The organism is Paenibacillus haidiansis (genome assembly GCF_036553665.1).
Lineage (GTDB): Bacteria > Bacillota > Bacilli > Paenibacillales > Paenibacillaceae > Fontibacillus > Fontibacillus haidiansis.
This window is the reverse complement of the sequence record NZ_JAZHPZ010000010.1, coordinates 95,220-110,396: the sequence shown is the minus strand read 5'-3', so window position 1 is coordinate 110,396 and position 15,177 is coordinate 95,220. Positions and strand designations below refer to the sequence as shown.

15 protein-coding genes are annotated in these 15,177 nt (G+C 54.1%); 14 read left to right on the top strand and 1 reads right to left on the bottom strand.

Features of this window, described 5'->3' with window-relative positions:
- Positions 1–110 precede the first annotated feature (110 nt).
- The 7 genes from purM (at position 111) to ilvA (ending at position 7,802) form a co-directional block, all read left to right on the top strand.
- Positions 111–1,154 carry a phosphoribosylformylglycinamidine cyclo-ligase gene (gene purM / locus V3851_RS18440; RefSeq protein WP_331848029.1) on the top strand — a complete coding sequence of 348 codons (1,044 nt, stop codon included), beginning with the start codon at positions 111–113 and terminating at the stop codon, positions 1,152–1,154.
- Complete coding sequence (gene purN / locus V3851_RS18435) at positions 1,154–1,771, top strand: phosphoribosylglycinamide formyltransferase (RefSeq protein ID WP_331848028.1); 618 nt, start codon at positions 1,154–1,156, stop codon at positions 1,769–1,771. The genes purM and purN overlap by 1 nt, the downstream gene beginning before the upstream one ends.
- 97 nt (positions 1,772–1,868) lie before the next feature.
- Positions 1,869–3,416 carry a bifunctional phosphoribosylaminoimidazolecarboxamide formyltransferase/IMP cyclohydrolase gene (purH, locus tag V3851_RS18430; protein WP_331848027.1) on the top strand — a complete coding sequence of 516 codons (1,548 nt, stop codon included), beginning with the start codon at positions 1,869–1,871 and terminating at the stop codon, positions 3,414–3,416.
- Between the two features lie 319 nt (positions 3,417–3,735).
- Complete coding sequence (gene purD, locus V3851_RS18425; RefSeq protein WP_331848026.1) at positions 3,736–5,007, top strand: phosphoribosylamine--glycine ligase; 1,272 nt, start codon at positions 3,736–3,738, stop codon at positions 5,005–5,007.
- Positions 5,008–5,165: 158 nt separating this feature from the next.
- The gene (locus tag V3851_RS18420; protein ID WP_331848025.1) at positions 5,166–6,074 is read left to right on the top strand and encodes a helix-turn-helix transcriptional regulator; all 909 of its coding nucleotides are present in this window, start codon (positions 5,166–5,168) and stop codon (positions 6,072–6,074) included.
- A 78-nt stretch (positions 6,075–6,152) separates the two neighbouring features.
- Positions 6,153–6,374: a hypothetical protein gene (locus V3851_RS18415; RefSeq protein ID WP_331848024.1), complete on the top strand. Its 222-nt coding sequence runs from the start codon at positions 6,153–6,155 to the stop codon at positions 6,372–6,374.
- 165 nt (positions 6,375–6,539) lie between these two features.
- Positions 6,540–7,802, top strand: coding sequence for a threonine ammonia-lyase IlvA (gene ilvA / locus V3851_RS18410; RefSeq protein WP_331848023.1), 1,263 nt, complete (start codon positions 6,540–6,542; stop codon positions 7,800–7,802).
- 84 nt (positions 7,803–7,886) lie between these two features.
- Here ilvA and V3851_RS18405 read toward each other — a convergent pair whose 3' ends face one another.
- Positions 7,887–8,597, bottom strand: a complete 711-nt coding sequence (locus V3851_RS18405; protein ID WP_331848022.1) for a DUF1129 family protein — start codon at positions 8,595–8,597, stop codon at positions 7,887–7,889.
- A 215-nt stretch (positions 8,598–8,812) separates the two neighbouring features.
- On the opposite strand from V3851_RS18405, the gene V3851_RS18400 reads away from it, so the two are divergent.
- The 7 genes from V3851_RS18400 to corA all read left to right on the top strand — a co-directional run bounded on the left by V3851_RS18400 (position 8,813) and on the right by corA (position 15,166).
- Positions 8,813–9,028 carry a hypothetical protein gene (locus V3851_RS18400; RefSeq protein ID WP_331848021.1) on the top strand — a complete coding sequence of 72 codons (216 nt, stop codon included), beginning with the start codon at positions 8,813–8,815 and terminating at the stop codon, positions 9,026–9,028.
- A gap of 107 nt (positions 9,029–9,135) precedes the next feature.
- Positions 9,136–9,963 (top strand): alpha/beta hydrolase family protein, encoded by an 828-nt coding sequence (locus tag V3851_RS18395; protein WP_331848020.1) that lies wholly within the window; start codon positions 9,136–9,138, stop codon positions 9,961–9,963.
- A gap of 111 nt (positions 9,964–10,074) precedes the next feature.
- Entirely contained in the window at positions 10,075–10,863 is a 789-nt protein-coding gene (locus V3851_RS18390) for a dioxygenase family protein (RefSeq protein ID WP_331848019.1), read from the top strand.
- Between the two features lie 285 nt (positions 10,864–11,148).
- Positions 11,149–12,228 (top strand): DUF3048 domain-containing protein, encoded by a 1,080-nt coding sequence (locus V3851_RS18385; RefSeq protein WP_331848018.1) that lies wholly within the window; start codon positions 11,149–11,151, stop codon positions 12,226–12,228.
- 201 nt (positions 12,229–12,429) lie between these two features.
- Entirely contained in the window at positions 12,430–13,044 is a 615-nt protein-coding gene (locus V3851_RS18380; protein ID WP_331848017.1) for a DUF47 domain-containing protein, read from the top strand.
- An 86-nt stretch (positions 13,045–13,130) separates the two neighbouring features.
- Positions 13,131–14,114, top strand: a complete 984-nt coding sequence (locus V3851_RS18375; protein ID WP_331848016.1) for an inorganic phosphate transporter — start codon at positions 13,131–13,133, stop codon at positions 14,112–14,114.
- 92 nt (positions 14,115–14,206) lie between these two features.
- Positions 14,207–15,166, top strand: coding sequence for a magnesium/cobalt transporter CorA (gene corA / locus V3851_RS18370; protein ID WP_331848015.1), 960 nt, complete (start codon positions 14,207–14,209; stop codon positions 15,164–15,166).
- Positions 15,167–15,177 lie beyond the last annotated feature (11 nt).

The following is a 15,177-nucleotide window of genomic DNA, read 5'->3' as shown; positions in this document are numbered from 1 at the left end:
ATACGGGTTTTAAGTTGCTGATCAAGTAACAGATACAAGCTGCATCTGACTTATGCTAATGATCACCGATTGTTCGACAAATAACTTTATGTTAAGGAGAGTGTCCTTACGTGTCTGAAGCTTACAAAAACGCCGGGGTGGATATCGCGGCAGGTAATGAAGCGGTAGAGCGGATGAAGAAGCACGTCAAACGGACGTTTCGTCCGGAAGTGATGACGGATTTGGGCGGCTTCGGGGCTTTGTTCGGACTGAACAAAGACAAATACGAGGAGCCGGTGCTTGTGTCGGGAACGGACGGCGTCGGTACCAAGCTGAAAATCGCGTTCGCGATGGACAAACACGACACGATCGGGATCGACGCGGTGGCGATGTGCGTAAACGACATCGTCGTTCAGGGCGCAGAGCCGCTCTTCTTCCTCGATTATTTGGCTTGCGACAAAGTCGTGCCGGAGAAAATCGAGGCGATCGTCGCCGGCATCGCCAACGGCTGCCGGGAATCGGGCTGCGCCTTGATCGGCGGCGAGACAGCGGAAATGCCGGGCATGTATGCCGACGGCGAATACGACATCGCCGGCTTTACTGTCGGCGTAGTCGACAAGCGCAAAATCGTGAACGGCGGCACCATCGCCGCCGGCGATACGGTGATCGGCCTGGCGTCGAGCGGCGTGCACAGCAACGGCTTCTCGCTGGTGCGTAAGCTGCTGCTGGAAGAAGCCGACTACGGCCTGCAGGACCGCCTGGCGGAGCTTGACGGCGCCGCGCTGGGCGACGTGCTGCTGACACCGACCAAGCTGTATGTGAAGCCGGTGCTTGACCTGCTTGCGCAAGTCGAGGTCAAAGGGATGGCTCACATTACCGGCGGCGGCTTTATCGAGAATCTTCCGCGCGTGCTGCCGGAAGGCGTGAATGTCGAAATCGACTACGGCTCGTGGCCGATCTTGCCGATTTTTTCGCTGCTTCAGCAAAAGGGACAGGTCGGCAACCGCGACATGTTTACCACCTTCAACATGGGTATCGGCCTTGTCGCCGTCGTCGCCGAGCGCGATGCGGAAACCGCCTTATCCGCCCTCCGCGCGTCCGGCGAAACGCCGTACGTCATCGGCCGGGTTACTCCCGGCGAAGGGATCGTTACTTTTAAGGGAGCGGAAGTGTAATGTCGTGCTCGTACCGGATCGCGGTGTTCGCTTCCGGCCAGGGGAGCAATTTCCAAGCGCTGCTGGACGCTTCCCGCGCAGCTGGGCTGGGATCTGCGGAAATCGTCTTGCTCGTCTGCGACAAGCCGCTGGCCCCGGTCGCGGAGCGGGCGCGGCAAGCCGGTGTGGACACTTTTTTGTTCAATCCCAAGGATTATGAGCGGCGGGAGGATTACGAAGCGGAGATTGCCGCGGAACTGGAACGGCGAGAGGTAGATCTCATTGTGCTTGCCGGATATATGCGCCTGCTGACCGCTGTCCTAGTTGATCGTTACATGGGCAGAATGATTAATATTCATCCGTCGCTGCTGCCCGCTTTTCCGGGCAAAAACGCGATCGGGCAAGCCTGGGATTACGGCGTTAAAGTAACGGGAGTGACCGTGCATCTCGTAGACGGGGGCATGGATACCGGCCCGGTCGTGGCTCAGGAGGCGGTTCCGCTGCTGGCGGATGACAGCCTCGACGCCTTGGAGGAGCGTATCCATGCGGCGGAGAAAAAGCTGTACCCGCAGGTGGTGTCGTGGTTTGCCGAGGGGCGAGTCATCGTGGACGGCAGAAAAGTAACGGTTCTGCAGTAGGATCTTTCAACATTAAATAACCGGATATTCCTTCCGGTTTCGATATTTCCCGAGAAATATCGGGATAAATTCGCCATCAATAAAGGAGGAGCCAAACGTGGGTATCAAAAGAGCGCTGGTCAGTGTATCGGATAAAACAGGCATCGTTGAATTTTGCCGCGAGTTGTCACAGTTGGGTGTGGAGATTATTTCGACAGGGGGAACGAAAAACCTTTTGTCGAAGGAAGGGGTCCCGGTGATCGGAATTTCCGAAGTCACGGGCTTTCCGGAAATTTTGGACGGGCGCGTAAAAACGCTCCACCCTGCCGTGCACAGCGGTTTGCTGGCCGTTCGCGACAGTGCGGAGCATCAGGCGCAGATGAAGGAGCTCGGTCTCGATTATATCGACCTCGTCGTCGTCAACCTTTATCCGTTCCAGGAGACGATCGCCAAACCGGACGTTACCTATGAGGACGCGATCGAGAACATCGACATCGGCGGACCGACCATGCTGCGTTCGGCGGCCAAAAACCATGCTTTTGTCAGCGTCGTTGTCGATGCGGCCGATTATGGCGCGGTCATTGAAGAAGTTCGCGCCGGCGGGGACACGACACTTACAACCCGCAAGCGGCTGGCGGCTAAAGTATTCCGTCATACCGCGGCTTACGACGCGCTGATTTCCGATTATTTGTCGAAGGTGACGGGAGACCCGCTGCCTGAACGCTACACGGTAACTTACGAGAAAATCCAGGACCTTCGTTATGGCGAAAATCCGCATCAGAAAGCGGCGTTTTACCGCAAGCCGCTGGCCGCGGCGGACACGCTCACGACAGCGGAGCAATTGCACGGCAAAGAGCTGTCGTACAACAATATCAACGACGCGAACGCGGCGCTGCAAATCGTGAAGGAATTCGAGGAGCCGGCCGTTGTCGCCGTCAAGCACATGAACCCGTGCGGCGTCGGTGTCGGCGCAAGCATTTACGAAGCTTACCGGAAAGCCTATGATGCCGATCCGGTCTCGATTTTCGGCGGCATCGTGGCGGCCAACCGGATCATTGACGAGGATACGGCGATGCTTCTGAAGGAGATTTTCCTGGAGATTATTTTGGCGCCGGGATTCACGCCGGAAGCGTTGGAAATTTTAACGAAAAAGAAAAACATCCGCCTGTTGAAGCTTGGCAATTTGCAAGCAGCGGGGAGCCGGAGCAGCCAGTTTGTCGTTACTTCGATCGACGGCGGAATGATCGTACAGGAAAGCGATGTTCATTCCTTAAGCGAAAGCGATCTGACGGTGGTCACCGACCGCAAACCGACCGAGGAGGAGCTGAAGCAGCTGCTGTTCGGCTGGAAAGTAGTTAAGCATGTGAAATCCAATGCCATCGTGCTGGCGAAGGACGATATGACGGTCGGCGTCGGCGCCGGACAAATGAACCGCGTCGGCTCGGCGAAGATCGCCATCGAGCAGGCCGGAGACAAGGCGAAAGGCAGCGTGCTCGCCTCCGATGCGTTCTTCCCGATGGGCGATACGCTCGAAGAAGCCGCAAAAGCGGGAATTACGGCGGTGATCCAACCCGGCGGCTCGGTCCGTGACGAGGAGTCGATCAAAGTGGCGAACGAACACGGCATCGCCATGGTATTCACGGGCGTCCGCCATTTCAAACACTAAGCCCGGCTTAAGACGGCAGACCGCTGCGGCGGCCTGCCTTTTTCATAGGTACGCTGCAGGATCGAAGTGAGCAATTGATGCAGTTTTTACAACCTTTTTCCCGAAAAAGCCGAGCCCAAGCACCAAAGTTGTACCTTTTACAGCATTTTTGAATCGGTTTGATCTAGTTTTTCTTTTTTCGGATTCACATATTTGTATAATTTGCAGCCTTAGGCTCGAGATGCAGCTTCGCAAGGGGAAATTGTTGTAATATGTACAACATGTGCGGAGAGCGGAATGTAATCTGATATTTTGACAATCAAAAGGAGGGGCAGTGTACATGGATATTTTAGTGATCGGCGGCGGCGGACGCGAGCATGCGATCTGCTGGGCTTTGGCCAAAAGCCCGAAGGCGGGGAAGATTTACTGTGCTCCAGGCAACGCGGGAATCGGAGAAATTGCGGAGCTCGCAGCGATTCAGGTTCATGAATTCGACCGTCTGACCGAGTTCGCGAAAGAGAAAAACGTCGGCCTTGTCGTTGTCGGCCCGGATGACCCGCTTGTAGAGGGTATTGTCGATGCATTCGAAGCCAAAAACATACCGGTATTCGGACCGCGCCAAAACGCGGCGCTGATCGAGGGCAGCAAAACGTTTATGAAGGATCTGCTGAAAAAAAACAATATTCCGACGGCCGCCTACGAGAAATTCACCGATTACGAATCCGCGCTCGCTTATTTGCATACCCGGTCTGTACCGATCGTTATCAAAGCGGACGGATTGGCCGCCGGCAAAGGCGTTACCGTCGCCTTTACGCTGGAAGAGGCGGAATCCGCATTAAAGCAGATCATGGTCGACAAGGTGTTCGGCGAATCCGGCAGCCAGGTCGTCATTGAGGAGTTCCTGGCCGGACAAGAAATGTCGATCCTGTCGTTCGTGGACGGCGAAACCGTGCGTCCGATGGCGGCGGCCCAAGACCACAAGCAGGTGTACGACGGCGACTTGGGGCCGAATACCGGGGGGATGGGTACCTACTCGCCGCTTCCGCATATCGCGGACAGCATTATCGAAGAAGCGGTGGAGACAATCATCAAGCCGACGGCGAAAGCCATGGTCCAGGAAGGACGCCCCTTCCGGGGCGTGCTGTTTGCCGGACTGATGATTACGCCGGACGGAAGGCCGAAGACGATCGAATTCAACGCCCGTTTCGGCGATCCGGAAACCCAGGTCGTTCTCCCGCGGCTGAAAAGCGATCTGCTGGAAATCTTCCTGGCGGCCGTAAACGGCACGCTGGCCGAAGCGGAGATCGAATGGAGCGACGAAGCCGCGGTTTGCGTCATTTTGGCTTCGGGCGGTTATCCGGCTTCCTATCCGAAAGGGCTGCCGATCCATGGGCTGGATGAAACGGCGGCGGACGCCGGGCTCGTCTTCCATGCAGGTACAGCCAAAAACGCGGCCGGCGAGTGGATCACCAACGGAGGCCGTGTGCTCGGCGTCGTCGGGCTTGGCCGCGATATCGCCGAGGCGAGAAGCCGGGCTTACGCGTCGGCGGAGCGGATTGTCTTCGAAGGCAAGCATAATCGCACAGATATTGCCGCAAAAGCTTTGGTATAATACACTACACGATATAACAGCGTGAGAACCGTCCGAAACATCGGGCGGTTTTTTTGCGGTAGCTTCACGACCCCCATTCAAAATTAGAAGTGCAACTGAGATCAAATGCGCTAACCCTTGATCGTGCTAGATTGGGAAATGAAAGGAGATCTGCCGGTATGTACGAATGGAACGAGATGGTCCAACGAATGATTGATTGGGTCGATGAACATCCCGAAGTCTCGCCTTCCCTATTGGAAATGGCGGAGCAGCTCGGCTATTCGCCCTATTACTGTACGAAGCGGTTTCATACGCTGACCGGGATGACGCTGCGGGATTATGTCCGGATACGCCGCATCAGCCGTGTCGCCCTGGAGCTCCGCGACACGAACGAGCGGATATTGGACATCGCCGTCAAGTACGGGTTCTCGTCCCAGGAGGCGCTGACACGGGCGTTCGTCAAAGCGTTCGGCATTACCCCGAACGCATACCGCAAGTCGAAGCGGCCCATTCCGTTAGCCATACGGCAGGAAGTGTACTCTCCTTATCACTATGCCAAGAAGGAGCAGGATCGTATGAGTGCCATTTCATCTATTCAGCATGTCGAAATCAAGGTAGAGGTTATCCCGGAACATCAATTTATCGGAATTTGGGATCCCCAAGCAAGCGGTTATCATTCGTTCTGGAAAAACGGTCATAATTGCGACGATATTTGCGGCTCGCTGGAGAGCATGTCCGTGCGTACGCTAACCGGGCAATTGGGGCAGTTGGGCGGCTGGTATTACGAGAACGGACACAAAGGTTATTTATACGGTATTGCGGTTCCGGCCGAGGATACCGGTATGATCCCGGAGGGGATGGAGCAGCGCTCGATCTCGCGATCGGAATACCTGGTGTTCTATCATCCGGCCTATGATTACATGAAGGACAACTGGCCCGTCATGCAGGCGGTGGAAGCGCTGGCGTGGAACTTTAATCCCGAATCGCTGGGATATGTTTGGGATTATGACGGAAACAAACAGGATTACCAGCGCCATTTTCCTGAGGGCTACGGATATGCGGTAGCTCGTCCCGTAAAACGGGCGTAAGCGAAAGCGTTACCCGGGCCAACCCGCGGATAATCGCCTCCGATCTGGAGATATTACCAGGGAGGAGGCGATTTTTAAGTGAGCAAAGAGAAAAAGGACATGCTCCCGATGTCCCGGGATATTGTGGAAGTGGAAGGCGTCTATACCGACGAGCTTGGCCGTGAAAACTATTTGCAAAAAGGCGAAGAATTCCCTGCCGATCTTGTGCTGGGCGCCACGGAATGGAAATTGACTGAGCTGGCGGATGTGAAGCATGCCACAGGGCGCACCAACCGGAAGCTCGTGCCCAAAAAAGACTAATATATTCCTATCGATGCCCTTTGAACTACGGCCCGTATGCTGCTGTTCAAAGGGCATTGCCATGACTTTTTGTGGAAGGGCTCTCATAAAGATAACTCTTGAACCTGGACCGGTTCCGGTGTAACTTTAAAAGAATGAGAGAGATTGTAAAGGAGACCAATAGAGATGAATGACACGGAACGCCATACGGTAGGAATGGAAGATATCGTGCGTGCGCATCATGTCCTGAAAGAAGTGGTGAGACGTACCCCGCTGCAATTGGATCCGACGTTATCGGCGAAATACGATTGCAAGGTGTATTTGAAGCGGGAGGATTTGCAGGTGGTCCGCTCGTTTAAGATTCGCGGGGCTTACAATATGATCCGCAGCATGAGCCAAGCGGACCTGGCTAAGGGAATCGTGTGCGCCAGCGCGGGGAACCATGCGCAAGGGGTGGCTTTTTCCTGCAATGCGCTCGGCATCCGGGGCAAGATCTATATGCCGAGCACGACCCCGAATCAGAAGGTCAAGCAGGTCAAGCGGTTCGGCGGCTCGGCGGTCGAAGTGGTCCTTACGGGCGATACGTATGACGACGCTTACGAAGAGGCGATTAAAGCCTGCACCGAAGGCGGCATGACATTTATCCATCCGTTCGACGATCCGAAAATCGTCGCCGGCAACGGAACGATCGCCATGGAGATCATGGAGAGCCTTGACGCGCCGGCCGACTATGTGTTCGTCACGATCGGCGGCGGCGGTTTGATTTCGGGCGTCGGCACCTACTTGAAGACGGTCAGCCCGGAAACGAAAGTAATCGGGGCAGAGCCGTCCGGCGCGGCTTCCATGACCGAAGCGATCAAGCGGAAAAAGGTCGTGACGCTGGAATCGATCGACAAATTTGTCGACGGCGCGGCCGTAAAGCGTGTCGGCGATCTCAATTATGAAATCTGCAAGGACCTGCTCGACGATATCGTCAAGGTTCCCGAGGGGAAGGCCTGCACCACGATTCTGGAGCTGTACAATGACAGCGCGATCGTCGTCGAGCCGGCGGGGGCGCTGCCGGTGTCCGCGCTCGATATGTACCGCGAGCAGATCCGCGGCAAGACGGTCGTCTGCATTATCAGCGGCGGCAACAACGATATCGACCGGATGCAGGAAATGAAGGAGCGCTCGCTCATTTACGAAGGACTCCTGCACTACTTCCTGATCAATTTCCCGCAGCGGGCAGGCGCGCTCCGCGAGTTCCTGGAACAGGTGCTCGGCCCGGACGACGATATCACGCGGTTCGAGTACACCAAGAAGAACAACAAGGAGAACGGGCCGGCGCTCGTCGGCATCGAGCTCAGCAACAAGGAGGACTATGAACCGCTGATCGCCCGGATGGCGGCCAAAGGAATCAATTATACGGAACTGAACCGCGATCTGAATTTGTTTAATTTGCTCATTTAATTCCAACTAAATGAAAAGACGGGGCCTGACCGAGTCGCAAAGCGGCTTACGGTCAGGCCCCGTTCTATTACGGCTACGTGCTGTTTACGATTTCGAACGCCGGCCGAAAATGAAGATTTGTCCGGCGAGGCCGATGAGAAATATAATCAGGCTGTCCCAAGGTGAAACGGTGAAGGACGGCATGATGCGGCCCAGCAGCAGTCCGACCGCGACCACCACAACGACAACGACAACATATGTCGCGATCGATTTGAGATTGATTTTATGCGGTGCTGCGGCGTCGGCGGTCTCTGCGGATTCTTCCTCCTGCTTCTTGGAGCCTTGTCCAAGAAAACGCGTAACGAGCTCCACCAACACAATGGACAGCACGGCGATCAGAAGCAATGTCGAGCTGCTGATGAGCGTATACTCCAGTTCCCCCCCGAACCATTTGCTGAAGAAGCCGGTAATCATGTAGATGAAAAATACCCAGGTAAGCGCGACCCAGGGAATCATCGTATAATATTTGATTTTGTCTTTGGTGCTGCGCGGTTTGCGCATATGAATGTCGTCCGCAAGTTGTTCGCAATATGCGGCGGCGTCAGGCCCGAAAAGCTGTTTGGCGGAGATGCCCTTGCTTTGGTTCTTGACGATTTGCTTGGCCAAGCCGAGCAGGACTTCCTCCCCTTTCGCTTCGGTCAGGGAACTCGCGCCGGAGCGGATGTACATGACCATTTCCCCAAAATAGGCTTCATTGGCCGGGTCCATTTGCTCTCTCAATGCCTTCGTTTCCTGAATCATCTCATGGATGTACAATGACTTCCTCTCCTCCCAAGCTGTACAAATCTCGATGTTTATCGATGTTTACACTTTTCCTTAAGGGAAATTTCCGATTTTCTCCAGGTAGTATACTGCAATGTTCGTGCCGTTCGCAAGGGTCTTCGGAATTGATGTCAATTTCTTGAACGGGGTATAAAAAGCCTTCTTGTCCGTCGAAACTACTGCAAATGGTATAAGGAGGCAGAGGAAATATGGAAAAATACGAATCGGACTTAACCCGCCGATTTTTGTTGAACAGCCATTCCAGGGGAAGCCTGGACGAAGTGGTCGGAGAGGACGATATGGTTGAATTCGCTTCCGAAGCCTTGTTTGTAGGGGAAGAGAACGACTCGGTGGATCAACAATTTATCAAAGAGTGGGATGGAAAGGAAATCACCTGGAGGTATTTTAACCAGTCGTATGAATAAAGCGAGGATTGACACCCTGCGGCCCGAATGCTAAGATAAGCTTAATTATTCTTATTAAACTTATCGGATTAATATATTATAGGCATGGGAAACAGGGGGAATTCCAAATGGAACGGCATATTACGATTCAGCACGGCAAAGAGCAGATCGCGGCCAGCGTCCATTATGCGGCTCAATTGAAGAAGGAAGGGCGCTGCAAGGACCGCGTTCCGCTCGTTGTTATATGCCACGGATTCGTAGGCAGCCGGATCGGGGTTGATCGGCTGTTCGTGCAGACCGCGCGCGAATTGGCCGGCCAGGGTTATCTGGTCGTCCGGTTCGACTATATCGGCTGCGGGGAGAGCAGCGGCGATTACGGCCGGGAAGGAGTCGATTCGATGATCGCCCAAACCCGGGCGGTCCTGGATTACTCCTTCGGAATCGGCGATATCGATCCTACCCGGGTTACGCTGATCGGGCACAGCCTTGGCGGCATGGTCGCCCTGCTCACGGCCGCCCGGGACCGCCGGGTCAAAAACCTGATTCTATGGTCCGCCGTCGGCTACCCGTTTAACGATATCGTCAAGATCACCGGACGCAAATTGTATGACCAAGCGGTCGAACAGGGAGCCGCCGATTACCTGGGATACGGCCTGACCCCGGCTTTTTTCGATTCCCTCGGTACTTATCAGCCGTTTCAGGAGGCCGCTAAATTCAGCGGGAATGTTCTGGTCGTGCACGGCACATCCGACGATACCATCCCCGTCGATTATGCGTTCCTGTATCAGAAGGTGTTCTGGATGCGGCCGGAAGGTCGCTGCGACAAGGAGATTATTTTCCAGGCCGACCATACGTATTCCTCCGGGGCCGCGCGCGACCAGCTTCTCAGCAAGACGACGGAGTGGCTCGGCGGCCTCGAAGCCGCGAACACCGACTGGCAGCATTGGATGATCTGAGGCGGACCAACCCAATCCGTTTCCCTTATTTCGTATAAGTGGTAAATAACTTCCTTTCGCGATAAAATGGAAATAAATCCGTTTGAAGTAGAGAGGAGGTTGCAGGATAAGATGGCTCAACCCGCATTGTTTGTGGCCCACGGGTCCCCCACCCTGGCCATGGAGGATAACGAATATACGCAATTTCTCAACCGTTTGGGACGGGAAGGGCTGAAACGGCCGCAGGCGATCGTGCTGTTTTCGGCGCATTGGGACGCTCCCGTGCAGTGTATCAATGCCGACGAAGTTCATGAGACCTCCCATGATTTTTACGGATTTCCCGAAGACTTGTATAAGATCAGTTATCCCGCTGCAGGAGATCCTAAGCTTGGCGCGAAGATCGGTTCGCTGTTCACGGCGAACAATCTGCCCTATACAACCGTCTCCGGAAGAGGGCTGGATCACGGGGCATGGGTCATTTTGCGCGCCCTCTTCCCGGCTGCCGATATTCCGGTGGTGGAGCTGTCCGTGGACTCCAAGCGCTCCCCGTCCGAACAATACGCAATCGGCAAAATGCTCGCAAAGCTGCGCGACGAAAATGTGCTGATCATCGGCAGCGGCGGGTTAGTTCATAATTTGCGGCTACTCGACCGCCAGGCGACGGAACCATTGCCCTGGGCGGTCCTTTTTGACGAATGGATCGCACAGACGCTGGGAAGCTGGGACTTGCGGACGCTTTTTCAATTCGACAAGAAAGCCCCCCACGCCAGGGAGGCCGTTCCATCCTACGCCCCGGAGCATTTTGCGCCGCTCCTGTACGCCATGGGCGCGGCCGATCATGACCGCAAGGCCGACAAGCTGTACCAAAGCTATGAGTTCGGCAGCTTAAGCTTGAATTGCTGGAGGTTCGGCGGTCAGTAACCGGAACTGTTCCGGCCGAACCGCTCCCGCAAGAACCCCTCCGGCGTCGAATCCGCCGCTGATTTTCCCCATCCCCAGGCCAGTCGTTCATAGCCAACCTAAATCCGCACAACGGCAAGGCAAGTATCCATGAAGCGATACGCTATTCCTCAACCAATTGACAATCATCGTTATTCCTCCTTAGCTCGAAAAAGCCGCTCTTCGCACTCAATTCAGTCATTTCTCAGCCACATTACTCAATGCATGTCGTATAATGGAGGTATTACATAAAAAAATGGAGGAATTATGAAATTAAACATAGCGAAAACCGGCCTTTTTCTCCTGTTGCTGTCGGCTTGTCTGCTGCTGATTCCGGGTTGCGGAGAGAATAAAAACTCATCGGATGCCGCGGACGGACCGGCGGTTCCGGCCGTGACCGAAACCGAGGAGCCTCCGAACGAGGAACCGGTTGCGGTCGCAAGTCCATATTCGGCCCCGCTGACGGGCATGCCGCTGGAAGAGCCGCTTACCCGCCGCCCGCTGGCCTTGATGATCAACAATGCGCCGGCGGCGCGGCCCCAATCCGGGCTGTTCGGCGCCGATATCGTTTACGAGGTGCTGGCCGAAGGCGGAGTGACCCGTTTGGTGTCGATTTTCCATAGCAACGCGGATGAAGCGAAAATCGGACCGATCCGCAGCATCCGACCTTACATGATCGAGCTTGGGGAGAGCTACCACGGAGTTCTGGTTCATGCCGGGGCAAGCAATGACGCCTACGCCGTGCTTCAGCGCCAGCATAAGGAGGATCTCGATGAAATCACGAACGCGGGCGCTTACTTTTGGCGGGACAAATCGCGTAAAGCGCCGCACAATCTCTATTCGAATGTGGAGCAGCTGATGGAAGGCGCGGCCAAGCGGGGCTACGCGACCGAGGATACGGAAGTTCCGACCTATACGTTCCGCGAACCGAACGACATCATCGAGGGAGAGGCGGCAAGCTCGGTTGAAATCAAGTTTCAGCTTGAGAACTACAAAGTGAAATATGAGTACGATACGCAGACGAACCTGTACAAAAGATATATCAACGGCAGTCCGCATACGGATCTGGAGACCGGTGAGACGCTGACCGCCGCCAATGTCGTCGTTCTGGGCGCCGACCATAAAGTGCTGGATGAGGTCGGCCGGTTGGCCGTTGATCTGGAACTTGGGGGACAAGCCGTGCTGTTCCAGGGCGGCAAAATGATCCGCGGCGAGTGGATTCATCGAGCGGATGATGTAATCCGATTCGTGAAGGATAATGAGGAGATCCCCTTTGTGCCGGGGACGACCTATTTCAATGTCGTACCAAATCAGCCTGATTTCGACAGCCATTTGTCAATTAATTGAAAAGAAAGTCGTTGAAAGTCTGTCTTATTGTGGCGGGTTAGGGATAGAATTGGCAAACGAAGGGTAAATATAAGCAAATGAACGTGAAATCTTTGCAACAACTTTAGCTATACACTGACTAGTTGTGTTAAGATATTCAAGTGTGTTAAAAGTATTTTGGGAGTGTAAAAATTCACACAATTAGAGAAAAGGGGAACCTAGATGCGAGGGAAGAAAAAGGACATCTTTTTCCAAACATTGGAGAACATGGCGGATACGATCGTGCATTCGGCGGATTACTTCGCCCAGCAGGTGTCGGAATTTAAAGATGTGGACCAATTCGCCAAGAAAATGAAGGAATTTGAGTCTACTTGCGACAGTTATACGCATACCATTATTGTCGAATTGAACAAGACGTTTATTACTCCGATTGAACGCGATGATATCATGAACCTGACGACAACGCTGGACGATGTCATGGACGGTTTGGAAGCGACGACGTCCCGATTCTTCATGTACCATCTGAGTGAGCCCGATGAGCATATCGTCCATTTTGCGGAAATTTTGCGCAATTCAGCCTATGAAATTCAAAAAGCGATCCATTTGCTGTCCCAAAAGAAACTGCTCGCGATCCGCGAACATACGATTCGTCTGAACGATTTGGAGAATCAAGGCGACGAACTGCTGCGGATTTGCATCAACGAGCTGTTTGCGAAAGTGACGGACCCGATCGTATTGATCAAAAAGAAGGAAATTTACGAGCGTCTGGAAACGACGACGGATGCCTGCGAACACGTGGCAAATATGCTGGAATCCATTATTATGCGCAATTCATAAGATAACCAGGTTTACAATCGATTTACGGGAGGTTGGAATTGCGCGGATTCATATAGAGAGAAACCAAGGTCTGTGCAAGAAAAGTTATGGATACTCTGATTATAATCATCGTTATCATATTGGCGCTCGGCTTTGATTTTATAAACGGTTTCCACGATACGGCCAATGCGATCGCAACTTCGGTCTCCACCCGCGCATTGAAGCCGCGGACCGCGATTATGATGGCGGCTATCATGAACTTCCTGGGAGCTATCCTGTTCACCGGCGTGGCGAAAACGATCGGCGGCAGCGTGGCGGACCCCGCCACTTTAGACAACGGGCTGGAAGTACTGATAGCGACGCTGCTGGCGGCGATCATTTGGAATCTGATCACGTGGTGGTTCGGAATTCCGTCGTCGTCGTCGCATGCCCTGATCGGGGCGCTGGCCGGCGCTGTCTTTGTCGGCGCCGGATCGGACAAGCTGAATTGGAGCGGGTTTATTACGATTATCGAGGGATTGGTTTTTTCCCCGCTGATCGCTTTTGTTGTCGGATATATTATCATGATGATATTAAAATGGATTTTTGCCAACCGCAGTCCGCATACGGTCAATAAAGGCTTCCGGACGATGCAGATCATTACGGCGGCGCTGCAAAGCTTTACGCATGGTACCAATGACGCCCAGAAAGCGATGGGGATCATTACTTTCGCCCTGGTTACCGCCAAATATCAGGATCATATGGAAGTTCCGCTATGGGTCAAGCTCTCCGCGGCGACCGCCATGGCGCTCGGAACCTCGATCGGCGGTTGGAAGATCATTAAAACGATGGGCACGAAAATTTTTAAAATCGAGCCGATCAACGGTTTCGCGGCCGATTTAACCGGGGCTACCGTTATTTTCGGGGCTACGCTGCTTCATTTGCCGGTCAGCACCACGCATGCGATCACTTCGGCAATTCTCGGCGTCGGCTCGGCCAAACGGTTCTCGGCGGTGAAATGGTCGCTTGCCGGACAGATCGTAATTACCTGGGTCATTACGATTCCGATCGTGGCCGTGCTTGCCGGAGGAATATACATGCTGCTGTTCTAGTGAAAGAAGGCAGATCAATAACATACGCAACCAAAGCCAATCCGATGAGGTTGGCTTTTCTTCATATCCGCAATGATAAAGGAGGTCCCGGCTTGGTACGCGTCATAGGGATTACGCATGATCATAAGGTGGATACCGGCATTCCGCTGGAGAAAATCGCCGACGCCACATACACTTGGTGTTGGGTCGATTTCAATATGCCCACCCCGGAGGAAGCGGAGAAGCTGGATACCTTCTTTCGATTCCATCCGCTCGCGATCGAGGATTGTCTGTATGTTCTTCAGCGGCCCAAGATCGATTATTATGAAGGTTATCAATTCCTTGTGCTGCATGCCTTGGACCCCGATACCCTCGGTGCGGCTGAAGTCAACCTGTTTATCGGTGACAAGTTTCTCGTGTCCTTCCACCACCAGAAACTTGAAGGAGTCGACGAAGTTTGGGAGGGGCTGGTGAACGGGGCGCAGAAACGAAGAGCCTGGGCACGCGGTCCTTTTGCCGTGGCCTATATGGTCATCGATTCGCTGGTCGATCGCTATTTCCCTTGCGTCTATGCGGTGGAGGATGAACTGGATGAGCTGGAAAAGCGGGGCGGCCACGAATCGGTCGAACTGTTGATGAATCAGGTGTTCGCTCTGCGCGGGCGGCTGCTCAAGCTGCGCCGGACGATCGTGCCGATGCGGGATCTGATGTACCGGATTTTAAATTCCCAGCATATTCAGGGCGAGAGAGAGCCGAGGGCCTATTTTGCGGATATTCACGATCACTTGCTGAAGCTTTCCGAGATGATCGAGACGGACCGGGAAATGACCGCCGACTTAAGGGATTCCTACATATCGCTGAATTCCAACCGGATGAACGGGATTATGAAAACACTCACCGTAATCACCACGGTTTTCATGCCGCTGACCTTGATCGCCGGCATTTACGGGATGAATTTCATCAACATGCCCGAGCTGAACTGGCAATACGGCTATTATGCCGTTTTGGGGCTGATGGCGCTGCTCGGCATCTGGATGATTCTCGTTTTCGTAAAACGGGGCTGGTTCAAGTGAAACAAGACGCC